This window comes from Klebsiella pneumoniae subsp. pneumoniae HS11286, from assembly GCF_000240185.1.
Taxonomy (GTDB): domain Bacteria; phylum Pseudomonadota; class Gammaproteobacteria; order Enterobacterales; family Enterobacteriaceae; genus Klebsiella; species Klebsiella pneumoniae.
Map to the genome: position 1 here is coordinate 3742295 of NC_016845.1, position 24348 is coordinate 3766642.

General features: G+C 60.5%; 23 protein-coding genes. 6 read left to right on the forward strand and 17 right to left on the reverse strand.

Annotated features, from left to right (window positions below):
* Nucleotides 1–42: 42 nt before the first annotated feature.
* Entirely contained in the window at nt 43–1173 is a 1131-nt protein-coding gene (locus KPHS_37090; RefSeq protein ID YP_005228009.1) for a ribonucleotide-diphosphate reductase subunit beta, read from the forward strand.
* The gene (locus KPHS_37100; protein YP_005228010.1) at nt 1173–1427 is read left to right on the forward strand and encodes a 2Fe-2S iron-sulfur cluster-binding protein; all 255 of its coding nucleotides are present in this window, start codon (nt 1173–1175) and stop codon (nt 1425–1427) included. Before KPHS_37090 ends, KPHS_37100 begins: the two co-directional genes overlap by 1 nt.
* 463 nt (nt 1428–1890) lie before the next feature.
* On the opposite strand, the gene KPHS_37110 is transcribed toward KPHS_37100, so the two are convergent.
* Together KPHS_37110 and KPHS_37120 are read right to left on the reverse strand one after the other, a co-directional pair.
* Nucleotides 1891–2961 carry a glycerophosphoryl diester phosphodiesterase gene (locus tag KPHS_37110; protein YP_005228011.1) on the reverse strand — a complete coding sequence of 357 codons (1071 nt, stop codon included), beginning with the start codon at nt 2959–2961 and terminating at the stop codon, nt 1891–1893.
* A gap of 9 nt (nt 2962–2970) precedes the next feature.
* The gene (locus KPHS_37120) at nt 2971–4317 is read right to left on the reverse strand and encodes a sn-glycerol-3-phosphate transporter (RefSeq protein ID YP_005228012.1); all 1347 of its coding nucleotides are present in this window, start codon (nt 4315–4317) and stop codon (nt 2971–2973) included.
* Between the two features lie 271 nt (nt 4318–4588).
* Here KPHS_37120 and KPHS_37130 point away from each other — a divergent pair, with 271 nt between their 5' ends.
* From KPHS_37130 to KPHS_37150, 3 genes are read left to right on the forward strand one after another with little or no spacing between them, the layout of a single operon-like run.
* Nucleotides 4589–6211 carry a sn-glycerol-3-phosphate dehydrogenase large subunit gene (locus KPHS_37130; protein ID YP_005228013.1) on the forward strand — a complete coding sequence of 541 codons (1623 nt, stop codon included), beginning with the start codon at nt 4589–4591 and terminating at the stop codon, nt 6209–6211.
* Nucleotides 6201–7460, forward strand: a complete 1260-nt coding sequence (locus KPHS_37140; RefSeq protein ID YP_005228014.1) for an anaerobic glycerol-3-phosphate dehydrogenase subunit B — start codon at nt 6201–6203, stop codon at nt 7458–7460. Before KPHS_37130 ends, KPHS_37140 begins: the two co-directional genes overlap by 11 nt.
* Nucleotides 7457–8635, forward strand: coding sequence for a sn-glycerol-3-phosphate dehydrogenase subunit C (locus KPHS_37150; RefSeq protein ID YP_005228015.1), 1179 nt, complete (start codon nt 7457–7459; stop codon nt 8633–8635). The genes KPHS_37140 and KPHS_37150 overlap by 4 nt, the downstream gene beginning before the upstream one ends.
* A gap of 21 nt (nt 8636–8656) precedes the next feature.
* Here KPHS_37150 and KPHS_37160 read toward each other — a convergent pair whose 3' ends face one another.
* From KPHS_37160 to KPHS_37230, 8 genes are all read right to left on the reverse strand, one after another.
* Nucleotides 8657–9460 carry a putative aldolase gene (locus tag KPHS_37160; RefSeq protein YP_005228016.1) on the reverse strand — a complete coding sequence of 268 codons (804 nt, stop codon included), beginning with the start codon at nt 9458–9460 and terminating at the stop codon, nt 8657–8659.
* 14 nt (nt 9461–9474) lie between these two features.
* On the reverse strand, nt 9475–10764 hold the full coding sequence (locus KPHS_37170; RefSeq protein ID YP_005228017.1) for a major facilitator family transporter: 1290 nt from the start codon (nt 10762–10764) through the stop codon (nt 9475–9477).
* 42 nt (nt 10765–10806) lie between these two features.
* Complete coding sequence (locus KPHS_37180; protein YP_005228018.1) at nt 10807–12012, reverse strand: putative dehydratase; 1206 nt, start codon at nt 12010–12012, stop codon at nt 10807–10809.
* Between the two features lie 10 nt (nt 12013–12022).
* The gene (locus tag KPHS_37190; RefSeq protein YP_005228019.1) at nt 12023–12808 is read right to left on the reverse strand and encodes a putative regulator; all 786 of its coding nucleotides are present in this window, start codon (nt 12806–12808) and stop codon (nt 12023–12025) included.
* A 204-nt stretch (nt 12809–13012) separates the two neighbouring features.
* Complete coding sequence (locus KPHS_37200) at nt 13013–14209, reverse strand: competence damage-inducible protein A (RefSeq protein YP_005228020.1); 1197 nt, start codon at nt 14207–14209, stop codon at nt 13013–13015.
* A gap of 102 nt (nt 14210–14311) precedes the next feature.
* Nucleotides 14312–14854, reverse strand: a complete 543-nt coding sequence (locus KPHS_37210) for a putative porin (protein YP_005228021.1) — start codon at nt 14852–14854, stop codon at nt 14312–14314.
* 164 nt (nt 14855–15018) lie between these two features.
* Complete coding sequence (locus KPHS_37220) at nt 15019–15153, reverse strand: hypothetical protein (RefSeq protein YP_005228022.1); 135 nt, start codon at nt 15151–15153, stop codon at nt 15019–15021.
* Complete coding sequence (locus KPHS_37230; RefSeq protein ID YP_005228023.1) at nt 15129–16082, reverse strand: putative transposase, YhgA-like protein; 954 nt, start codon at nt 16080–16082, stop codon at nt 15129–15131. Before KPHS_37230 ends, KPHS_37220 begins: the two co-directional genes overlap by 25 nt.
* 137 nt (nt 16083–16219) lie before the next feature.
* Between KPHS_37230 and KPHS_37240 the strand changes: the two genes are divergently transcribed.
* Nucleotides 16220–16642 (forward strand): nucleoside triphosphatase nudI, encoded by a 423-nt coding sequence (locus KPHS_37240; RefSeq protein ID YP_005228024.1) that lies wholly within the window; start codon nt 16220–16222, stop codon nt 16640–16642.
* Between the two features lie 55 nt (nt 16643–16697).
* On the opposite strand, the gene KPHS_37250 is transcribed toward KPHS_37240, so the two are convergent.
* The 7 genes from KPHS_37250 to KPHS_37310 form a co-directional block, all read right to left on the reverse strand.
* Complete coding sequence (locus KPHS_37250; protein ID YP_005228025.1) at nt 16698–18074, reverse strand: O-succinylbenzoic acid--CoA ligase; 1377 nt, start codon at nt 18072–18074, stop codon at nt 16698–16700.
* Nucleotides 18071–19036, reverse strand: a complete 966-nt coding sequence (locus KPHS_37260) for an O-succinylbenzoic acid synthetase (protein ID YP_005228026.1) — start codon at nt 19034–19036, stop codon at nt 18071–18073. Before KPHS_37260 ends, KPHS_37250 begins: the two co-directional genes overlap by 4 nt.
* Nucleotides 19036–19893, reverse strand: a complete 858-nt coding sequence (locus KPHS_37270) for a naphthoate synthase (protein YP_005228027.1) — start codon at nt 19891–19893, stop codon at nt 19036–19038. Before KPHS_37270 ends, KPHS_37260 begins: the two co-directional genes overlap by 1 nt.
* A 14-nt stretch (nt 19894–19907) precedes the next feature.
* Nucleotides 19908–20666: a 2-succinyl-6-hydroxy-2,4-cyclohexadiene-1-carboxylante synthase gene (locus KPHS_37280; protein YP_005228028.1), complete on the reverse strand. Its 759-nt coding sequence runs from the start codon at nt 20664–20666 to the stop codon at nt 19908–19910.
* Nucleotides 20663–22333: a 2-oxoglutarate decarboxylase gene (locus tag KPHS_37290; RefSeq protein ID YP_005228029.1), complete on the reverse strand. Its 1671-nt coding sequence runs from the start codon at nt 22331–22333 to the stop codon at nt 20663–20665. Before KPHS_37290 ends, KPHS_37280 begins: the two co-directional genes overlap by 4 nt.
* Nucleotides 22334–22415: 82 nt before the next feature.
* Nucleotides 22416–23705: a menaquinone-specific isochorismate synthase gene (locus KPHS_37300; protein ID YP_005228030.1), complete on the reverse strand. Its 1290-nt coding sequence runs from the start codon at nt 23703–23705 to the stop codon at nt 22416–22418.
* A 135-nt stretch (nt 23706–23840) separates the two neighbouring features.
* Complete coding sequence (locus KPHS_37310; RefSeq protein YP_005228031.1) at nt 23841–24302, reverse strand: putative transferase; 462 nt, start codon at nt 24300–24302, stop codon at nt 23841–23843.
* Nucleotides 24303–24348: the final 46 nt, after the last annotated feature.

Consider the following 24348-nt stretch of genomic DNA (forward strand, 5'->3'; position numbering starts at 1 on the left):
CCCATTCCTGCCGGGCAATACAGTTCAACAGGACTCACTTCAATGGCATACACCACTTTTTCACAGACGAAAAACGATCAGCTGCTGGAACCCATGTTTTTTGGCCAGCCGGTTAACGTGGCCCGCTACGATCAGCAAAAATACGACATCTTTGAAAAGCTGATTGAAAAGCAGCTCTCCTTCTTCTGGCGCCCGGAAGAGGTTGACGTTTCCCGCGATCGCATCGACTACCAGGCGCTGCCGGAACATGAAAAACATATTTTCATCAGCAACCTGAAGTACCAGACGCTGCTCGACTCCATCCAGGGCCGTAGCCCGAATGTGGCGTTGCTGCCGCTGATCTCCATCCCGGAGCTGGAGACCTGGGTAGAAACCTGGGCCTTCTCCGAGACCATTCACTCGCGTTCGTACACTCACATCATCCGCAACATCGTCAACGACCCGGCGACCGTGTTCGACGACATCGTCACCAACGAGCAGATCCAGAAACGTGCGGAAGGCATCTCTCACTATTACGATTCGCTGATCGAGATGACCAGCTACTGGCATCTGCTGGGCGAAGGCACCCACACCGTCAACGGCAAGACCGTGACCGTGAATCTGCGCGAGCTGAAAAAGAAACTCTATCTGTGCCTGATGAGCGTTAATGCCCTGGAAGCGATCCGCTTCTACGTCAGCTTCGCCTGCTCCTTCGCCTTTGCCGAACGCAAACTGATGGAAGGCAACGCCAAAATTATCCGCCTGATCGCCCGCGATGAAGCGCTGCACCTGACCGGCACCCAGCATATGCTGAACCTGCTGCGCTCCGGCAGCGACGATCCGGAAATGGCGGAAATCGCCGAAGAGTGCAAGCAGGAGTGCTATGACCTGTTCGTGCTGGCGGCGCAGCAGGAGAAAGAGTGGGCGGACTACCTGTTCCGCGACGGCTCGATGATCGGCCTGAATAAAGACATTCTCTGCCAGTACGTCGAGTACATCACCAATATCCGCATGCAGGCGGTGGGCCTCGATCTGCCGTTCCAGACCCGCTCCAACCCGATCCCATGGATCAACACCTGGCTGGTCTCCGACAACGTTCAGGTGGCGCCGCAGGAAGTGGAAGTCAGTTCTTATCTCGTCGGCCAGATCGATTCTGAAGTCGATGCCGACGATCTGAGTAACTTCCAGCTGTAATGAAGCGGATCTTCCTGAAAATCTCTGACACTCGCCTTGAGTGTCAGGATGAACACCCTTCCCTGCTGGCGGCGCTGGAGTCGCATAATATCGACGTCGAATATCAGTGCCGCGAAGGCTACTGCGGCTCCTGCCGCACTCGCCTGGTCTCCGGCCAGGTTGACTGGCTGACCGAGCCGCTGGCCTTTATCCAGCCGGGAGAAATTTTGCCCTGCTGCTGCCGGGCGAAAGGCGATATTGAGATCGAGATGTAGTCTTGTCAGGTGGCGCTACGCTTACCTGACCTACTGTTCCAGGACCGGCCGTTTACGCACTGCCGCCCTGGGCTGCTGAAACTGCCGGTGTTGACGGCCTCAAAATCGCTGAGACGTTCCCGGAAGGCCGGGGCAGCCCGCATGGATGCGGGCTGAGGGCCGTGTTTTGCATGGACGCTACCTCGGCCCGACCCGAAGCCTGCAGGGATAAGTCGAAGGGAACGCGCAGCGGCGATTTTGCTGGCCGGAGCCCGGGGGTACAGGGGGAGGCGGCGACTGGCCTCCCCCTGTGCGCTCCCTGCGCTATGAAAGGCATAACGCAGAAGAAATATCGGGAGCGCAATCTTCCAGGAAATAACATAGAACAAACGTTATTCCCGGGTCGAAATCGTTGCACGCCGAGAACAGTGTCAACAAAACAGCAGTTCGTACGCCGGGTAAGGCGTAGCCGCCACCCGGCTTTTTAGTGTTTCGCGTCCAGGAACTGCACCGCTTTATCCGGGAAATCGGTAAATAAGCCGTCGACGCCCGCCTGGTTATACAGCACGTCATAGAGCTGATTAACGTTAGTCGCGTACTCCGGCAACTGATCCGCGCGCACGGTGTACGGATGCACCTGCAGATGGCTGGCGTGCGCCTCTTTCACCATCGCCGTCAGCTTCACCGCCCCCGGCTTCGAGCCTTCCGCTACCAGCATATGGTAATCCGGGCCGATGCCGTCCGCGTACTGCGCAATCTGCGCCATCGCCCCTGGCTTGAACATCCAGTCATAGCTGTAGTTCACCCACTTACCATCGGCCTGTTTCTGCTGGGTTTCATTCCAGTCGGTATAGGCGATGAGCTGCACCAGATTGAGATCCATCCCCATCTTCGGCTCCAGCTCATTTTTAATGCGTTTGAGCTCGTTGGCGTCAAAGCACTGCAGATAAACCTTATCCTGCTTGCTGGTATAGCCATATTCCTTCAGCACCTTCAATGTGCTGGCGGCAATATCTTTGCCTTCCTGGTGGTGGAACCACGGCGCTTTGATTTCCGGGTAGATACCGATGTTTTTGCCGGTGGAATGGTTCAGCCCCTGGACAAACTCAATCTCCTCTTCAAAGGTATGAATACTGAAATCGGATTTGCCCATCGGGAATCGACCGGGATAGGTTTGCACGTTCTTACCATTTTTCGGCTCAAAACCTTCGGTAAACTTCAGCGATTTAATCTCGGCCAGGGTAAAGTCGATGGCGTAGAAACGGCCATCTTGACGCGCTCGCTGCGGGAAACGCTGCGCAACGTCAGTCACCCGATCGAGATAGTGGTCGTGTAACACCACCAGCCGGTCGTCTTTGGTCATCACCAGGTCTTGCTCAAGGTAATCCGCCCCCTGAGCGTAAGCCATCGCTTTCGCCGGCAGGGTATGTTCCGGCAGATACCCGCTGGCGCCGCGGTGGGCGATGACCATTTTATCAGCCGCTGTCGCACTGAAGCACAGCGCCGAACTGGACAGAATCATTCCGCTCATCAGCGCGGTAAGTTTCATTTTCATCGCCGCTCCTTAGGCTTGTTTCAGCTGTTGGTGATGGCGACGTTCACCGAGCATCACGATAACCAGCAGGATAACCGCCAGCACGCTGCCGCCGATCATCACCATAAAGCCGCCGTCCCAGCCGAAGAAATCGACGGTGTAGCCGACGATAGCGCTCGCGGCCACGGAACCGCCAAGATAGCCGAACAGGCCGGTGAAGCCCGCGGCGGTCCCGGCGGCTTTTTTCGGCGCCAGCTCGAGGGCATGCAGACCAATCAGCATCACCGGGCCGTAGATCAGGAAGCCAATGATGATCATACAGGCCATATCGACGCCCGGATTACCCGGCGGGTTCAGCCAGTAAACGACAGTGGCGATGGTCACCAGGGTCATAAAGAACACGCCGGTGGCGCCGCGGTTGCCTTTAAACACTTTGTCCGACATCCAGCCGCACAGCAGCGTGCCCGGGATCCCCGCGTACTCGTACAGGAAATAGGCCCAGGAGGATTTATCCAGCGCGAAGTGTTTAACTTCTTTCAGGTAGGTCGGCGACCAGTCGAGAATGCCGTAGCGCAGCAGATAAACGAAGACGTTAGCGATAGCGATGTACCACAGCAGCTTGTTCGGCAGAATGTATTGCATAAAGATCTGCTTCGCCGTCAGCTCTTCTTCGTGCTTTTCGCTGTAATCGTCCGGGTAGTCGTTTTTATATTCTTCAATCGGCGGCAGACCGCAGGACTGCGGGGTGTCGCGCATCATCGCAAAGGCGAAAATCGCCAGCAGAATGGCGCCGAATGCCGGCATATACAGCGCCGCGTGCCAGTCGTTAAACCACGCCATCCCTAACAGGAACAGCAGCGGCGGAATGCCGCCGCCGACGTTATGCGCGCAGTTCCACACCGAGACAATCCCACCGCGCTCTTTCTGCGACCACCAGTGCACCATGGTCCGGCCGCACGGCGGCCAGCCCATCCCCTGGAACCAGCCGCAGAGGAACAGCAGCACGAACATTATCATGATGCTGGACGTCGCCCACGGCACGAAGCCCATCACCAGCATCACCAGCGCGGCTAGGATCAAGCCAGCCGGCAGGAAAATGCGCGGATTCGAGCGGTCAGAGACCGATCCCATGATGAATTTCGAAAATCCATAGGCGATGGAGATACCGGAAAGGGCGAAGCCGAGGTCGCCACGAGAGAACCCCTGCTCGATAAGATAAGGCATCGCCAGGGCAAAGTTCTTACGAACCAAATAGTAGGCGGCATAACCAAAAAAGATGCCAATAAAAATCTGCCAGCGTAATCGGCGATATAGCGGGTCAATCTCCGCTGCTGGCAAACGCGCTTTATGCGCGGCGGGTTTAAAAATACTTAACATATCAGCCTCCGTGGCCCTTGCTGTTTTCTACTGACGTCACGACAAAATCCCAGATTAATCACCAACTTCAAATATGGTCGCGATGGTAGGCAATACGTAGAGTTGATACTGTGAAACATCGCACAATTTGTTACAGAAATATGACAAAACGTTCCAATGTGAGCACGAAATCACATAACACGCTCAAATAACGCGCGAATATGCTCGAAATCAAACAATAACCTTACTATTTGTGGCTAAATGGCGTTAAACGAAAGCAGAGGAGCTGAAGATGACGGGACGTCTTGATAGCGAGGTCATTATCATCGGCGGCGGAGCAACCGGCGCCGGTATCGCCCGCGACTGCGCCCGGCGCGGATTACGAACGCTGCTCATTGAGCGCCATGATATCGCCACCGGGGCGACCGGCCGGAATCATGGACTGCTGCACAGCGGCGCCCGCTACGCGGTGACCGACAACGAATCCGCCCGCGAATGCATCAGTGAGAACCGCATTCTGCGCCGCATCGCCCGCCACTGTATTGAACCGACCAATGGGCTGTTTATCACCCTGCCTGAAGATGACCTGGCATGGCAGCAAACCTTTATCGACGCCTGTCAGCAGGCTGGCATAGAGGCCACGCCGCTCTCGCCGCAGGAAGCGCTGCGCCGGGAGCCCGCCGTCAACCCGACGCTGCTGGGCGCGGTGCAGGTCCCGGACGGTACCATCGACCCGTTTCGCCTCACCGCGGCCAATATGCTCGACGCCCGCGAACACGGCGCGCAGATCCTTACCGGCTGCGAAGTAACAGGCCTGCTGCGCCGGGGCGATCGCGTCTGCGGCGTCCAGGTATACGACCGCCAACTTCACCAGGCCCGCACTCTGTACGCCGGGATGGTGGTTAACGCCGCCGGGATCTGGGGGCAGCGTATTGCGGAATATGCCGACCTGCGCATCACCATGTTCCCGGCGAAGGGATCGCTGCTGATCCTCGATCATCGGATTAACAACCTGGTGATCAACCGCTGCCGTAAGCCGGCCGACGCCGATATTCTGGTGCCCGGCGATACCATCTCGCTGATCGGCACTACCTCAATGCATATTCCTTATGACGAAATTGACGACAACCGGGTAACAGCGGCGGAGGTCGATACCCTGCTCCGCGAAGGGGAAAAGCTGGCGCCGGTCATGGGCCGCACCCGGATCCTCCGCGCCTACTCCGGCGTCCGCCCGCTGGTGGCCAGCGATAACGATCCCAGCGGGCGCAGCGTCAGCCGCGGCATCGTCCTGCTCGACCATGCCCAGCGTGACGGTATGGAAGGCTTCATTACCATCACCGGCGGCAAGCTGATGACCTATCGCCTGATGGCCGAGTGGGCCACCGACGCCGTCTGTCGTAAGCTGGGAAACACCACCCCCTGTACCACGGCCGAAGCCCCGCTGCCCGGTTCACAGGAGCCAACGGAAAGTACCCTGCAAAAGATTATCTCCCTCCCCACCCCGCTGCGCGGCTCGGCCGTCTACCGTCACGGCGATCGCACCCCGTCCTGGCTTGGCGACAGCCGCCAGCACCGTAGCCTGGTCTGCGAATGTGAAGCCGTCACTGCCGGTGAAGTGAAATACGCGGTGGAAAACCTGGCGGTCAACACCCTGCTCGACCTGCGCCGCCGCACCCGGATTGGCATGGGGACCTGTCAGGGGGAACTCTGCGCCTGCCGCGCTGCCGGCCTGCTGCAGCGCTTTAACGTCACCACGCCCGCGCAGTCGTTAACCCAGCTCTCGGAATTTCTCAATGAACGCTGGAAGGGCGTGCAGCCCATCGCCTGGGGCGATGCGCTGCGCGAAAGCGAATTCACCCGCTGGGTCTACCTCGGCCTGTGCGGATTGCCACAGGAGCACCGGGATGAAGTTTGATTGCGCGATTATCGGCGGTGGGCTCGCCGGCCTGCTGTGCGGGCTGGCCCTGAATCAGCACGGCCTGCGCAGCGTCATCATCAGCCGCGGGCAGAGCGCGCTGCATTTTTCCTCCGCGTCGTTAGACCTGCTCTCGGCGCTGCCCAACGGCGATCACGTCACTGACGTCGCACAAGGTCTGCAGCAACTCGCTGAACAGCTTCCTGAACACCCTTATTCCCGGCTCGGCGCCGAGGCGGTACTCGAATACGCTACGCAGACCGAAGCCCTGCTGGCCGCCTGCGGCGCGGTGATGCAGGGCGATGCGCGCCGGCCGCACCGGCGGGTAACGCCGCTGGGGACGTTGCGCCCGGCATGGCTGTCGCCCCTTGAGGTGCCTGTCGAGCCCCTGCCGTCGCAGGGCGCCTGTCTGGTGGGGATCAGCGGCTTTGCTGATTTTCAGCCGCATCTCGCCGCCGCCGCGCTCGGTCAACACGGAGTTACCGCCGCGGCGGTGGAAATCGAGTTACCGCTGCTGGATGTGCTGCGTGATAACCCGACCGAGTTTCGCGCCGCCAATATCGCCCGCGTCCTGGATGATGAGAATATGTGGCCGGCCCTGCATGCAGCGCTGCTACCGCTGGCGCAGCAGTATGACCTGCTGATCATGCCCGCCTGTTTTGGCCTCGCCGACGATCGCCTGTACCACTGGCTGCAGGCGCGTCTACCCTGCCCGCTGCGTCTGCTGCCGACGCTGCCGCCCTCGGTTCCCGGGATGCGTTTGCATTCTCAGCTGCAACGCCAGTTCATTCGCGAGGGCGGCGCCTGGCTCGCAGGCGATGAGGTGGTGAAAATCAGCCATCGACAGAACGCCGTCGAGGCGGTCTGGACGCGAAATCACGGCGATATTGCGCTGCGTCCGCGCTTTACCGTGCTGGCCAGCGGCAGCTTTTTCAGCAACGGTCTTGTCGCCACTCGCGATAGCGTGCGCGAGCCGATCCTCGGCCTCGACCTTCACCAGACTCTGCCACGGGAAAGCTGGTACCAGCGCGATTTCTTCGCCTCACAACCGTGGCAGCGCTTCGGCGTGAAAACCGATGCCCTGCTGCGCCCCCTGCTGGGCGGGCAGCCGTTCCATAATCTGTTCGCCATCGGCTCATTGCTCGGCGGGTTCGATGCCATTCAGCTCGGCTGTGGCGGCGGCGTCTGCGCCGTTACCGCGCTGCACGCCGCCAGACAGATCCACGCCCTTGCCGGAGGCCGGCCATGAACGATACCCGTTTTGAAAGCTGCATTAAGTGCACGGTCTGTACCACCACCTGCCCGGTAAGTCGGGTCAATCCGCGCTATCCCGGCCCGAAACAAGCGGGGCCGGACGGCGAACGCCTGCGTCTGAAGGATGGCGCGCTGTACGACGAGGCGCTGAAGTACTGCATTAACTGCAAGCGCTGCGAGGTCGCCTGCCCGTCGGATGTGAAAATTGGCGATATCATTCAACGCGCCCGGGCACAGTACGGCCAGCAAAAGCCGACCCTGCGCGACGCCATCCTCAGCCATACCGACCTGATGGGTACCCTTTCCACCCCCTTTGCCCCCCTGGTCAACGCCGCCACCGGCTTAAAACCGGTGCGCCGTCTGCTCGACGCGACGCTCAACATCGATCACCGGCGTACGCTGCCGAAATATGGTTTCGGCACCTTCCGCCGCGCTTACCGCCAGCTCGCCGCCCGTCAGAAGCAGTACAGCGAACAGGTGGCTTTCTTTCATGGCTGCTACGTCAACTATAACCATCCACAGTTGGGTAAAGATCTGATTCGCGTCGTCAACGCGCTGGGTACCGGGGTGCAGTTGTTATCAAAAGAAAAATGCTGCGGCGTACCGCTGATCGCCAACGGTTTTTTCGACAAGGCGCGTAAGCAGGCGCAGAGCAACGTCGCCGCGATGCGGGAAAACACGCTACCGATCATTGCCACCTCCTCGACCTGCGCCTTTACGCTACGTGATGAATACCCCCATCTCCTCGATGTCGATAACAGCGATCTTCGCGATCGCGTCGAGCTTGCCACCCGCTGGATCTGGAAACAGCTGGCTGCCGGCAGGACGCTACCGCTGCGCCCGCTGCCGCTGAAGGTGGTCTATCACACCCCGTGTCATATGGAAAAGATGGGCTGGTCGCTGTATACCCTCGAGCTGCTGCGGCTGATCCCCGGCCTGCAGCTGGAGGTGCTGGATTCACAGTGCTGCGGCATCGCAGGCACCTACGGGTTTAAAACTGAGAATTACGCGGTATCCCAGGCTATCGGCGCCCCGCTGTTCCGTCAGATTGAGGAGAGCGGGGCCGACCTCGTCGTCACCGACTGCGAGACCTGCAAATGGCAGATTGAGATGTCCACCAGCAAACGCTGCGAGCATCCGCTGACGGTGCTGGCGCAGGCGCTCGTCTGAGCCCAGCGCCAGCCTGTGCCGTCAATAGCTCGTTTTCTCTTGCGGCTGGGCGCTGGCAGATTTAAACATCGCCAGCCGGCGGTCCAGCGCCTGGGTATACAGCATGGTATCCACCCCGACGGCGACAAAGTTGGCCCCCCAGGCAAGACATTTTTCCGCCATCGCCGGGTCGACCGCCAGAAATCCGGCCGCTTTCCCCGCCGCGCGAATGCGCCGGATGCTCTGCTCGATCACCCGCTGCACGTCAGGGTGACCGGCATCGTCCGGGTAGCCCAGCGAGGCGGAGAGATCCGCCGGACCGATGAACACCCCGTCAATGCCGTCCACCTCGAGAATAGCGTCCAGGTTCTCCAGCGCGGTTCGGCTCTCGACCTGAATCAGCAGACAGAGTTCGTCATTCGCCTCCGCCATATAATTCTCCACCCTTCCCCAGCGCGCCGCTCTCGCCACGCCGGCGCCAACGCCGCGGCTCCCGATGGGGGGATAACGGGTCGCTGAGACCACCTCCCGAGCCTGCTCGGCGGTATCGACCATCGGCACCAGCAAGGTTCTGGCGCCAATATCCAGCACCTGTTTTATCAGGCTGCGGTTGCCCTCGACCGGGCGAATGACCGGCTGGCTGGCATAGGGGGCAATCGCCTGCAGCTGATGATAAAGATCCTGAATGGTGTTCGGGGCATGCTCGCCGTCGATCAGCAGCCAGTCGTATCCCGACGTCGCAGCGATCTCCGCCATGTAGGATGAGGTGGAGCTCAGCCACAGGCCGATTTGCGTCTCACCGCGTAATAATCCCCGTTTGAAGGGGTTAGATAACAGTGCGTTCATAGCGATTCCTTTATTCAATGCTGTACGCTGCCGCGCTGGGGTACCGCGCGGGTAAGGCTCAATGAAAAGATAATGACCACCCCGACAATGGCGACGCCGGCCAGGGTTAACAGTCCGGCGGCGCTGCTGGCGAACAACGTTTCGGCCTGCACGCGCACGATCGGCGCCAGAAAACCACCGATGGCGCCAAACAGGTTAACAAAGCCAATCCCTGCGGCCAGCGCCGTGCCGGACAGCAGCTGCGTCGGCATCGTCCAGAAGACCGGCTGCACGGCGATCACCCCGACCGCCGCCACGCACAGCGCGATGATAGCCAGCACCGGCGCCACCAGTCCGGACACTGCAATCCCGACCGCCGCCGCCAGCAGCGTCAGGGCGGCAATATTGCGTCGCTCGCCGGTGCGATCGGAGTAGCGAGGGATAAGCCAGGTGCCAAACAGCGCCGCCACCCACGGGATGGCCGTCACCACCGAGGCAACGAAGCCGACTTTGGTGCCCAGCAGCGCAGCAACCTGGGTGGGCAGGAAGAAAATCAGACCATAGACCGCCACCTGAATGGTCAGATAAATCAGCGCCAGCTGCCAGACCCGCCCGTTACGCAGCGCATCGGACAGGCGCGAGGCAATCTTTTTCTCCTCCTCGCGCGCCAGCTCGCTTATCAGCGCCTGTTTCTCCGCTGCGCTCAGGAAGCGGGCATGCTGCGGCGAATCGTCCAGCCAGAAGAAGGTGAACGCTCCCGCGGCGACGGCGAGCAGGCCTTCAATGACAAACATCCAGAACCAGCCGGGATGGCCCATAAATCCATGCATCTCCAGCAGCGCACCGGATAAAGGCGATCCCAGCGTCAGGGCCAGCGGCGCGCCCATATAAAACAGCCCCATAATGCTGGCGCGGTTTTGCTGGGGAAACCACTGTGAAGTGAGGTAGATCATTCCGGGAAAGAAGCCCGCCTCCGCCGCGCCCAGCAGGGTACGTACCAGCAGGAATTTCGCTTCCGTATCCGCCCACGCCATCGCCGCCGACAGCACGCCCCACAGCAGCGTGGTGCAGCCGATCCATCGCCTGGCGCCAAATTTGCGCATCAGCAGATTGGCCGGCACCCCGAGGAAGGCATAGACCACAAAGAAGATACCGGCCCCCAGCGCGTAGGCCTCATTGCTGAGTCCGGTATCCAGCTGGTAGGTCTCTTTGGCGAAACCGATATTAGAACGGTCAAGAAACGCCAGCACGTACAGCGCCAGCATAAAGGGGATTAAGCGGGCGCGGTTTTTCTTCACCACGCTCTCCAGCAGAGTGTTGCTCATCATAATATCCTCAGGCGCGGGCCGCCGGGCGGCCTGACGCAATCAGTGTTGATAAGGACGCTTCAGGTTGCAGTCGCGATTGAGCTCGACGCCAAAGCCGGGTTTATCCAGGACCGATTTATGAATGCGCCCTCTCTCCGGCACCGGCTCGCCGAGCAGGATCGGGTCGAACTGCGGGCGCAGCGTGGCGCAGTCCGGACTGGTCATCAGAAACTCACTGAACGGCGTGTTGGTGAAGGTGATCACCGCATGATGTGAGTAAACCGACGAGCCGTGGGGCACTACCAGCTGCCCGCGCGCTTTGGCGATGGCCGCGATCTCCACCAGGGTGGTTAAGCCGCCGCACCAGCCGACGTCGGGCTGCATAATATCGATGCCGGTTTCCGACAGGGTGCGGAAGGACTGCAGCGTGCCGTGGTGCTCGCCGCTGGTCACCATCATCCCGGCAGGCGCCTGGCGCTTCAGCTCGCGATAGCCTTCATACTGCTGCGGCGGCAGGCACTCTTCGATCCACTTGAGGTTATAAGGGGCGCAGGCATGGGCAAGTTTGGTGGCATAGTTAACGTCCTGGCTCATCCAGCAGTCCAGCATTAACCAGAAATCCGGGCCGCATTTTTCGCGCATATCCGCCACCATGGCGACGTCTTTGCGGATCCCGGCGTCGCCATCGTGCGGCCCCCAGTGGGTAGGCATTTTGCCGCCGATAAAGCCCATCTCCTGCGCCAGGTCCGGACGTGCGCCGGTGGCATAGAACTGGATTTCGTCGCGCACCGCCCCACCCAACAGTTTGTAGACCGGCAGGCCAACCACTTTCCCGAACAGGTCCCACAGCGCCAGGTCGACACAGGAGATGGTATTCATCACCAGGCCGCCGGATCCCGCGTAGTAAAGGGTGGCGTTAAGCATCTGGTCATGGATCAGTTTGATATCGCTGACGCATTTGCCTTCGATAAAGCGGTTGAGATGTTTTTCGACGATAAAGCAGCCCATCTCCCCGGCCGTCGACACCGCAAAGCCGGTCTGTCCGTTGTCGGCTTCCACTTCCACAATCAGCGTCCCCAGCACGTTGATGCCAAACGACTGCCGGGACTGCTCATACTGTTTATATTTGCTCATCGGGGTGGCGATATGATCGTCAATCCAGTGGTTAGCCCCCTGGTCATGGTAATCGCCGCCGCCGGCGCCCTGCTCTGCTGTGGCGCCGCCGATGAACCAGGCGCGGACGTGTTTAATTTTCGGTAGGGTCATGATGTTCTCCTTATGATGAGGCGAGTTGTTCGAAGGGGCTTTTCCACCCCAGCAGACGTGAAATATCTTTCGCGCAGGCAATCGCCTTACCAGCCAGGTAATCGCGATTGTCTTCATTGATTTGCAGACGGGTACCCACCACCGAGATGGCGGCGGTCAGGTCGTTATTGGCGTTAAATACCGGGGCAGCCACGCAGCGCACATCCGGATAGTCCTCGCCATTATCAAAGCTCCAGCCCCGGGCGCGGATCCGCCCCAGCTCCTCCCGCAGCTGTTGAGCATCGGTGATGGTCGTTGGCGTGGCCCGCTCCCACTGTAGGTCTTCGATAATCGACGCCTGAACGCTGGCGGGCTGCCAGGCCAGCAAACATTTGCCGATCCCGGAGCGGTAAAGAGACAGGCTCTTACCCTCATGCGAGCGCACGCTGATGGTGGCGGGAGACTCAATTTTCAGAATGTAGTAGGCGTTACCCTGATCGATAATGCCCAAGTGACAAAGCAGGCCGCACTCATCCATCAGCCGGGTGAGGCGCGGCCGCGCCAGCTCGCGCAGGTCCATTTTGCTCAGCGCCTGCCCGGCCAGCTCCACCAGCTTGGTCCACAGGCAGTAGTTATCCTGATTATCCATACTGATGAAGCGCTGCTTTTTCAGCTCGCCCAGCAGCAGATACACCGTGCTTTTCGGGATCCCCAGCTCCGCTATTATCGTCGCCGCGCTGCAGGGGCCGATGCGGCCAATTAAATTGAGGATCTCAATCGCGCGGGTCAGCGCCGGGACTTTCGTTGATTCCAACATACTGGACTCCAATCCTGAATACTGGAATCAGTGTTGCGATTGTCCGGGCGGTAAAGTGTGAGCGACATCGCGGGGCAATCGTTTTCCCGTATACTGGACCGTTCGCAGCAGAAAATTGCGACTTAACGCACAGAATTTTTTCAGAGGAGTACAACAGGTTGGACGACCGGCGCCCCGAGGATACGGTGCGCCGGGGGGAATGACTTACAGCGAGAGGGAATCCACCACGTTAATCCAGCCATGTTCGCTGGCCAGCGGTTGACCATTCAGCCAGCGACGCAGCATGTTTAACGCCATCATAGCGCAGACTTCCTGGCGTACCGCCAGGCTGTGGCGGGTGGCGCTAAACTTCACCCGCAGCGCGAAGGTGCCGTCCGGGGTGGCCAGGGCCACGTTAAGATGATCGTTTTCCTGACCGCTCACCGCCAGAGCCAGGCCGGCAAAATGGTTTATGCGCCGCTCGGCCGCCCAGCGGGCCGCCTGCGCCAGCGTCTCCTCCTGCGCCGGAACGACTTCGCTGGCCAGCAGCGGCGCGCCGGCGCGGGACAGCTGGAGCGCCAGCAGGCCGCTGGTAAACTGCTCGCTGAGCGTCAGGCTCAGCTGCCGCTCCTGCAGACAGCGGGCGATTTGCGCGGGTAACCCTTCCGTACCTTCGAAAATCAGGCTGTCGCCAGCCACCTTACGCACCTCCGGCCACAGGGCCAGCATGGCGTCGCGCTGGTTGGCCGGTCCGGTTAGCTTGAGTTCAATGATCGGCATCGACGAGCGGTAACCCATCACCACGCCCGGAGGCAGCGTCAGCGGATTAAGACTTTGCGCCAGCTCGCTCTCCGAGCGGCCAAAGGTGGTCAAACGCAGGCATACCGGCGGGTCCGGCAGCGTAAAGCGCTGGCGCAGGCGCGGTAAAATTTCCTGCTCGACCATCACCTTAAATTCAGAGGGGACCCCGGGAGTGAAAAACATCAGGCAGCGGTTGAGCTGGATGGCAAAGCCACAGGCCGTACCGACCGGGTTGTTGATCATCTCGGCGCTGGCCGGGATTTCCGCCTGCTTACGGTTGCTTTCCGCCATCGGCCTGCCGCGCTCGGCAAAAAAGCGGGTCATGGTTTCCAGCCACTCCGGATGCAAAATAAGCCCTTCGCCTTTCGCAGTGGCGGCGGCCAGCGCGCTCAGGTCGTCGCTGGTTGGGCCGAGGCCGCCGTTGACGATCAGCACATCCGCCTGTTCGCTGCGTTCGCGCAGAATCGCCACCAGCGCATCGAGATCGTCGCCAACGGTATTGCGGCGCGTTAACGGTAAACCCTGATTAAAAAAGAAATCCGCCAGCCATGCCGCATTAGTATCAATAATTTGACCATGCAACACTTCATCGCCGGTGGACAGCATTTCCACATTCAACATTGCTCACTCCTTGCCTGCCAGGTGAGAAATACTATAACGCAAAGCGGGATGCTGACGAGGAGGAAAATCTGGCGCAGCAAGAAGATGCCGCGCCGGAAGAGATTAGAAGCTGGCGCTGGCGCCGATGTATGGGCCGTCGGCGATGGTGTTATCGCGGTTGCCATCTTTGCCCGCCAGGTTCAGGTAACGGTAGCCGGCCTGGATGCTAAGCGGACGCATAATGGTCCAGCTGGCGCCGACGTTGGCTTCCTGGTAGCTATCAATGCCGCTGGAGAGCGAATCCGGAGAGTAGTAATAATCGCCGTACAGGCGGAAGCTGTCGCCGATTTTCCACTGCAGGCCGCCGCCGACCGCGGCCGCATAACCTTCATCGCCCTGTTTCGGATTGGTGTAAATACCTTTACCACCCACGGTCGCGAGGAACGGCCCCAGCGGAATATTGAGTCCCAGGCCTAAACCCGCGGCGTCGCCGTCGTTATCGCTGTGCAGCCAGTTACCCGAAACGGCCAGGCCGGTGGACTCGGTGCCGAAGCCGACGCCAAGGTTGGTGTAATGCTCGCCGGCTTCACCGGTAACGCTAATCGCATGGGCCGCCGAAGAAACCATCATCACGCCCGCCAGCGCCATAAAAATGCTTTTTTTCATTATTTACTCTATCCAGAAAATTAAAATCAAAGAAGTCCCGAAAAAACCTGAAAATTCTACTGCGCACCCATCAGGAATCAATGACCTGGCGAAATGAATTTTCACAAGAGTGTAACCAGTTGCGTATTTTTACGGCATCGAGCGTTGCCAGAACCACGAACAGCCTATTCAACGCCAGTAATATTCATGTTTATTATGATTAACGCTGACACATTGACGAAAACAGAGAGCTGGCGCCGCACGATCGGCGCGGCGCGGGTGGATAAGGGAATAATTAATGCTGCAGCCGGGCCAGACATTCCGGGGCGAGGCCGGTCAGTTTCGCCACCAGCGACAGGTCGAGTCCGTTAGCAAGCATCGCCCGGGCGATACGCTCCGCGGTCTGCTGCTCACCTTGCTCGATACCTTGTTCGATACCTTGCTGTAGACCTTGTTCAAGACCTTGCTTTAATCCTTGCTGATGGCCGCGTTGTTCCAGAAACTGGGCAATATTCATTAGCGTCTCCTTATGCGGCCGCCGGGGAACGTTTTGCGCAAGATGGCGCAAAAAAGCAACCGGATCGGCGGCGTTTCCTGCCTGTAATAAATAGTGCAACAGCGTCTTAAGCTGCCTGCGGCTAGTGTATCCCAGCGCCAGGAGCCTGACCAGTTGCTCATGCAGGTCCATCAAATCCCGCTGGCGAATATGCTTCTGCAGCAGCTCCAGCATCGCCACGCGCCGGTGGCGCATGATTTCATCGTCCGGGGTGCTAGTGATATCAATTAAGGGAAAATCTTCACCATAGACCCGCCGCGCGATGTCCGGATCGGCAAAGCCTGCCAGCCAGCACATCGGGTAAGGCCAGGGAGAAACGCGACCATGATAAAACAGCAGCGGGATCACCAGCGGCAGCTGCGTATGCCCTTTATCCAGATGACGCTGCATCGCGGCTATCGCATAGCGCATCAGGCGAAATGCCATATGGCGGTCCGCCGAGCTTTGGTGCTCTATCAACAGATAGATATAGCCCTCCCCCGCCTGCGTTTGCAGCGAGTAAAGGATATCGGAATGACTCGCCCGCAGTTCGTCGTCGATAAAGCTCCCGGACTCCAGCCGCAGCGTGTTCAGGTTACATAACGCGCGCAGCGGTGCGGGAAGGTGAATGTCCAGAAAATCCCTGGCCGTCGCCCGATGCGACAGCAGGTGTTTAAATACAGCATCGTGGGGGGAATTCGTCGCCCTTTCCATGGCGGTGCTCCATACAATCATTTTCGCTTAACGTAGCACTCAACAAGACCTGAACTGTATTTCGCTTGCAGTTTACCGAGGCGGCTCGCAAACTATTTCACCAGCATACCGCCCCATCCCTCTGCAGGAGAAAACCCATGCGCCACAGGACGATTGTTTGCCCGCTGATCGAGAATAAAGGCCATTATCTGCTTTGCAAAATGGCCGCCGACCGAGGGGGTTTTCCCGGGCAATGGGCCTTATCCGGCGGCGTGGAGCCAGGGGAACGTATTGAAGAGGCGCTGCGGCGGGAAATACGCGAAGAGCTCGGCGAAAAACTCATCCTTACCCATATCGCGCCATGGTGCTTTCGCGACGATACCCGCGTCAAAACCTACCCCGACGGGCATCAGGAAACGATCTACATGATCTATCTCATCTTCAACTGCGTGAGCGCCAATCGCGATGTGACGATCAACGAGGAGTTTGACGATTACGCCTGGGTCAAAGCCGAAGATCTCAAAAACTACGATCTTAATGCCGCCACCCGCGTTACTCTCAGCCTGAAAGGGCTACTTTAGTCCAGCATACCGCGTTCAACCCACCCGGCGTTATGCCGCGGGATAATGCGGGTGGCTACGATACGGTCGCATGCGTCTGCTGCCTGACCCACTCGCACAGCGCCCGGCGCGAAATCTTAATCCCGCCGTTTTTTAACGTTTCCGGCAACCGCAGCCAACGCACCGGCTGCTGAAAACGCGCTAACCGCTCAGCGCTCCATGCCGCCAGCGCGCTCAACTCGCAGCCGTCATCGCATTCCACCACCGCTACCGGGCGCTGGCCGTATTCCGCATCATCCAGCGGCACGATAAACACCTGCTGTACCTGTGGATGGGCGAGTATCACACGCTCGACCTCTTCCGGTTGAATACCTTCTCCACCGCTAAAAAAGAGGTTATCCAGTCGCCCAACAACCGTCAGCCGACCGTTATGCAATGCTCCGCGATCGCGCGTCGCAAACCAGCCTTCATTGTTGGTTAATGACAACAATTGACCATCCCGCCAGTAGCCTGCGGCCATACTCGACGCCCGCAGCCAGATCTCGCCGGCGACAATTTTCACCTCTCGCCCCGGCAGCGCTTCGCCAACATCCGCAGCGCCGTCGGCCTCTTTGGCACACACGGTGGAGGCGAATTCGGTGAGGCCATAGCCGCAGAAGCTGCGTATGCCCTGCTTTCGCGCCCGTTCAGTCAATTCGACCGGGATCGACGCGCCGCCGAGCAGCACCGCCTTGAGGGAAACCGCAGCATCATCATTCAGCAGGCGCCATAGCTGAGTCGGCACCAGCGAAGCATGGGTACAGCCGTGCAGCATCTGCGCCAGCGGCTGTTTGTCACGTACCGTGAGTCGCGCGCCGGCCAGCAGCCAGCGCCAGACGATCCCCTGACCGGAGACATGGAACAACGGCAGCGACAGCAGCCAGTCATCTCCTGCGGCAAACGGCATCAGCGCCAGCACGCCAGCCGCGCTGGCCAGATGGGCGTTGGCGCTATGTACCGCCGCTTTCGGCAGGCCGGTTGAACCGGAGGTCAACGTCATCGACACCAACCGATCGCCATGCCAACAAACGGCACAAGCGCCTTCTGCCGCCTGCAGAGTTAACGCCGGTAAATTCCCCGGCAGCGTATCACCGTTAAGCACCAGTTGATGCTGTACGGTTAACGCAGGCAGCAGTTCCTGCAGCAACACCGCTGGCAGCTGCGGATTCAGCGGCAGCACCCGCGCCCCGCACTGTAGCAGCGCCAGCCATGCCAGCAGAGTTTCCGGCTGGTTATAGGCCCGGAGCGCCACGCCCTGCCCTTCCATTACGCCCTGCGCGGCAAAACCAGACGCCAGCGCGTCAACCCGCGCGCATAGCTCCCGCCAGGTCAGCGGCTGGTTATTCAGACGTAAGGCGAGGGCCTCTCCGCGCCGCTGACGCCAATGCCGCCAGGGCCAGTCGTTAAAGGTCACAGCAGCGGCTCCAGCGCATCAATGTTGAGCACCGGCAGCACACTTTCGGGCCACGGCCGTACCAGCTGGGCGCCCATCAGCGACAGCGTATCCAACCCAGGAATAGTCTGCGGCGTCAGCCAGGCGGCAATCCGCGCCAGCTGGGTCAAGCCGAGACTGGACTCGATCGACGAGCTGATCACTACGCTCAACCCCAGCGCATGCGCCGCGGCGACCTGTTGCTGCACCTTCTGCAAACTGCCGGTTAGCGTCGGTTTGATCACCACCGCACGTACCCCCGGCTCGGCGACAAAGCGGAAATCCGCCTCGCGCAGGCTTTCATCCCAGGCGATAGCGATCCCTGTCTCGCGGCTAAAGGCCCGAGAATCCTCCCGCGTTTTGCAAGGTTCTTCAAGAAAAGCAATGCGCTGGCGGTACGCCGGATTAACGTATTTGGCGAACTGTTGCGCTTTGAGCGGCGTCCAGGCGCGGTTGGCATCGAGCCGCAGCTGCAGGTCGGGGATCGCCTCCAGCAGCAGATTCACCACCATGCCGTCGCGGACCGCCTCCCAGAGGCCAACTTTGACCTTAGCGACCTTCTCGCCGGGCATCGCCGCCAGTCTGGCGAATAGCTCATCCGGATCGCCGGAGCAGAGCGGCGCCGCGCGATAATCCGCGGCCTGCGGTAGTCCGCCGCTAAGCTCCGCCTGCGCGCAGCTGATGCCAAACGCGACGGAGGGCTGCGTGGGAAGCGGCGGCTCGGCGCCGTCGCGCCAGGCCTGTGCCCACGCTAACAGCGCCATTTGCGCCTCTTCCAGCGTCTCGACACTGAATCCCGGCAGGGGAGAAATTTCGCCCCAGCCTTCGCGTTCACCCTCCTGCAGGCGGATGAACAGCCCGTCGCGGGTTTTTAACCGCCGCTCGCGCAGCACCACGCCCGCGTCCATCGGTATCTGCCAGCGGTAAACCTGCGAAACGCGCATTATGGATTCCGTTTAAATTTGCTGAAGTCCGGCTGACGTTTCTGGTTGAAGGCATTGCGGCCTTCCTGCCCCTCTTCCGTCATATAGAACAGCATGGTGGCGTTGCCCGCCAGCTCCTGCAGACCAGCCTGGCCGTCGCAGTCGGCGTTCAGCGCCGCTTTCAGGCAGCGCAAGGCCATCGGGCTGTTCTGCAGCATTTCACGACACCAGCGCACGGTCTCTTTTTCCAGATCCGCCAGCGGTACCACGGTATTCACCAGCCCCATGTCCAGCGCCTGCTGAGCGTCATACTGGCGGCACAGGAACCAGATTTCGCGCGCTTTTTTCTGCCCGACGATCCGCGCCATATAGGAGGCGCCCCAGCCGCCGTCGAAAGAGCCGACTTTTGGCCCGGTCTGGCCGAAGATGGCGTTTTCCGCCGCGATAGTCAGATCGCACATCATATGCAGCACGTGACCGCCGCCGATAGAGTAGCCGGCCACCATCGCCACCACCGGTTTCGGGCAGGTGCGGATCTGACGCTGGAAGTCGAGCACGTTAAGATGATGAACGCCGGAGTCGTCCTGATAGCCGCCGTAGTCGCCGCGGACTTTCTGGTCGCCGCCGGCGCAGAAGGCTTTCTCACCTTCACCGGTCAGCACGATGACGCCGATATTGTCGTCATACCGGGCATCCGCCAGCGCCTGGATCATCTCTTTGACGGTCAGCGGGCGGAAGGCGTTGCGCACCTGCGGACGATTAATGGTGATTTTGGCAATCCCGTCAGTCGATTTGTGATAGCGAATATCGGTATAGCCTTCGGAGCAATCGTGCCATTCAACGGGGGCGTAGAGCATTGCTTCATCAAGAGAGATCATAGAATGTCCTTCAGTTAACTTGCCAGAATCTGCGCCAGACAGGCAATCACCGCCGCCGGGTTGTCCCGGTGCGCGTTGTGTCCGGCATGGTGAATAAGATGGAGATCCGCCGCGAGCGTCTGCGCGATGGCGCGAAACTTCGCGTCGTGCTCGCCGCACAGGTAGTGAAAAGGAAAATCGCGCGCCTGCAGAGACGCGAGCAGATCGGCCTGCGCGGCAAGGGAGGTTGCCTGCAGCATCGCCGCCAGCGTCGCGCCGTTGTTCCGGCTGCGTAAGGCGACCAATGACTCACGCTGCGCGGCATTCAGCGAAGCGAAGACCGGCTGCTGATACCAGTCGGCAAAGACCTGCTCAAGCGGCTCGCGGCGAAAACGTTCCGCCCAGGCGCTGTCATTGCTGCGCCGCGCCTGCCGCGCCTCTACATCCTGCAGGCCCGGATGGCCGCCTTCAACGATCAGCCCGCGCATGCCTGCGCGCGGCTGGCTGGCGAAGTTCATTGCCACCCGGCCGCCCAGCGAGTAGCCGATCAGCCAATACTTATGTATGTTGTAACTATTAAGCGTAGACTGCAGCAGAGTATTGACCCCGGCAAAGTCCTGCACCGCGATATCCGCGGAGCCGCCGTGCCCCGGCAGATCGAGGTACAGCCGCGGCCAGGCGGGAAAGGCGTCGCCCACTTTCCGCCACTCGTTGCGGTCGCCGGAAAAACCGTGCAGAAACACCAGCCAGGGATAGCCCGGCTGGCCGTTGTCGACAGCAGCGCTGAGGATCACAGGCGACTTACCTGCGCCAGCAGCTGCTGGAGGGTCTGCGCGCCGTCGGTCTCATTGACCGCCAGCTCAATCACCGTCGCCCCTGCCCTGCGCCAGGCGCCGGCCAGCGCCTCATCCAGCGACGGCCAGTCATCAGGGCGATGATAGGCCAGGCCGAACATCGCCGCCGCGTGGCTGAAATCCACGTCCTGCGGCATTAAATAGAACTGACGGCGTTCGTCCTGCGGCGTCGGCAGCATAGAAAAAATCTGCCCGCCGTTGTTATTCACCACGATCAGCACCAGCGGCGCCGACGCCTGGCGCAGCAGGGCCAGCGAGTTGAGATCGTAGAGCGCGGAGAGATCGCCAACGATGGCCAGCGTCGGTCGGGCGCTGGCGCGCTGCACGCCGGCCGCAGTGGCGATCAGGCCATCGATGCCGCTGGCGCCGCGGTTGCTGTAGACCGGATACCCGGCCGGTAGCTGCGCCAGGGCGTCGATCAGGCGCACCACCAGGCTGTTGCCAACAAACAATTGGCCCTGCTCCGGCAGATAGCCCCGAATACGCTGCGCCAGCTGCGCTTCGCCAAAAGGCTCGTTGCTGGCGACTGCAGCCTGCCACGCCTGCCCGGCAAGCTGTGGGATCACCGTCGCCCACGGCTGGCGTTTCTCCGCCGGATGTAATTCGAGCCAGCGCTCAACGCTTGAGAGCAGACGGCGACCGCGGTGCTGCGCCGGGTCGAGGCGACCGGGCAGATTATCCACCAGCCAGTATTCATCCGGCTCGCAGGTCGCCTGCCACTGGAGCACGCGTTTGCCGGTCAGGCTGCTGCCGAGTTGCACGACGATCTGCGCCTGCGCCAGCTCGCTGACCGCTTTGCCGTTGCCCAGCCACAGGTCGGCGCACGGCAGCGGCTGCCCGGTCTGCGACAGGACATCGCCGATCAGCGGCCAGCCGAGGGTCTGCGCCCACTCAGCGACCTTTTTCCCTTCCGCGGCGCTCATTCTGCCCGCCACGACGACGCCGCGTTTTTGTCGCCAGAAGAACCAGTCGCGCTGCTTCTCGCTCTCTAACTGCAGCGCCTGGCGCAGCCAGGGTTTGTCGCTCTGCCACCAGTTGCCGAGCTGCTGCTGCCACTCCACGCCGGTCTCATCCATATCACCATACAGCGGTTCAGCGAACGGACAGTTAATATGCACCCCGCCGGCGTGCAGCGCGCCCAGCGCCTGGTCGATGGTTGAGACCAGCCAGCGGGCAGGAATATCCTGCGAGGGACGCGGCAAAGAAATCGTCTGCGCAGGATGGGAGGCAAACATCCCCGGCTGGCGGATAGCCTGGTTCGCGCCGCAGTCGATCAGCTCCGGCGGACGGTCGGCGGTCAACAGGATCAGCTTTTCACCGGTGAGCCCTGCCTCAATCAGCGCCGGATAGAGGTTCGCGGTGGCGGTCCCGGAGGTGACTATCACCGCCACCGGCTGCCGGCTGGCCTTCGCCAGGCCGAGCGCCAGGTGGCCGAGGCCGCGTTCGTCGAAATGGGTATGATGGATAAAGGCGCGGTTTTCCGCCGCCGCCAGGGTTAAGGGTGTCGAGCGCGAGCCCGGCGCGATGCAGATATGCTGCACGCCATGGCGCGTTAAAGCTTCCAGGATCACCGCCGCCCAGCGTCGGTTAAATGCGCTTACTGACATGAAATTGTCCGGTATCAAATATTGATGCTAAGTATAGATAAGGCAAAGTGACGTCGTTTTGATATGCATCGTCATTCAAGCTTTATGGACACAGCAGCGAGCGCAGCCCGGCCGCTTTGTTGTCTATCTCCTGCCACTCCTGCTGTGCATCAGAGCCGCTGACGATCCCCGCCCCGGCATACAGCCGCAGGGTGTCGTGGTTCACTTTCGCCGAACGCAGCGCCACGCAAAACTCGCTTTGCGCCAGTGACAGATACCCGGCGGACCCGGCGTACCATTCGCGGGAAAACGGTTCATGACGCTGAATGAACGCCAGCGCCGCCCGGCGCGGCAGGCCGGCCACCGCGGCGGTGGGCTGCAGCTGCAGCAGACAGCGGCTGTCGTCAGGCGCCGCCAGCTCGGTCCAGATGCAGCGTCGGAGATGCTGCACCTTACGCAGCCTCACCACCTGCGGCGGCAGGACGTCCAGCGTCGAGGCCTCACTCTGCAGGCGCTGGCAGATATCCTCTACCACCAGCATGTTTTCCCGCTGGTTTTTGTCGTCTTTCATCAACCAGTCGGCCAGTTGCTGCGCCTTCGCGTCTTCCTGATGGTTCGCGACGGTCCCCGCCAGCGCTTCGGTGCGCAGCAGCGCGCCGCGCCGGCGCCACAGCCGTTCCGGCGTGGAGCCGAAAAATGCCTGCCGGGCATTGAACGCCATCAGGAAATGAAAACAGTTAAGATTGCTGCGCCGGCTAGCCGCCATGATGCTCACGGCGTCCAGCGGGGCGGCAAACTGCAGGTCGGTTGCCCGCGCCAGCACTACTTTATCCATTTCACCGGCGCTGATCGCCTTAGTCGCCCGCGCAATCATTGCCTGCCATTGAGGATAGTCGGATGAGTGGCGCTCGCTCAGCAACGGCGGTATGGCGCCGGGAGTCGCCTGAGTGGTTGTCAGGCTGGCGAGAAACGCGCGGGCCGTCGCGGCATCCTCACGCAGGGAGATATCACTATGCAGCACCAGCCGCAGCACGGCCCTGCCGCCGCACCGGCGCCACTCCAGACGCGGCAGCGCCAGGCTGCCCTGCTGCGGTTCAAACGCATTCAGGCCGCAGATACGCAGATCCTGCCGGCCGACCTGGCGTAAAAAGCGGTTCGCCGCGTCGAGCGAGGTAAAGGTTTTTACCGCCCCCAGCGTCGCCAGTTCCTCATCGCCATTGCGCTGCTGCCAGTAAAACTGCGGCCATTGCGCCTGCTGGCCGCACCATAGTAGCGGATCGAAGGCATCATTCAGCGGAAAAGCAACATCGATAATTCGCGTGCCGGGCAAGTCTGGAAAAGACTCGCCCAGGCCGTCTTGCAAACGGGCCAGCGCAGTGGAAACAGACAGCACGCAAACCTCCACGGTAGTAAAACCCCACATTATAAGGGGTTCGACGGCGGAATAGCAGTACCCATGATGAGGGAGCGGGTTTTATCTTACCCGCTCGCCGGGTCAGAGCTGCGTGTGGACGAGGGTGCAGAGGAGTCAGACAGTGCGCTTTTCTCGCGCCATGCCAATGTGGGGGATGCCATCCTCATCATAGACCTCGGTCACCGGCGTAAAACCGAAGTGGGCGTAAAAGGATTGCAGGTGCGCCTGCGCCCCGAGGTAAATCGCCTTTTGCGGCCAGTGCTGCTGACAGCTGGCCAGCGCCTGCTCCATCAGCTGATAGCCGAGCTTCGCACCACGGGCGGCGGGGCTGACGATGACCCGGCCAATCACCACCGGCGCAAACTCCTCTTCGCTTTTGAGGATCCGCGCGTAGGCCACCAGTTCGCCATCGCGCCAGCCGAGCAGATGGCGATTTTCACCAACCAAATCATCGCCGTCGACATCCTGATAGACGCACTGCTGCTCTACGACAAAGACTTCACTGCGCAATTTCAGCAGCGCATACAGCTGGGGAACGGTGAGTTCACTATGGTGGAGATCCTGCCAGGTCATCATCTGCTGCTCCTTATTGATATACTGATACTTTGCGACTCGCCCTGAG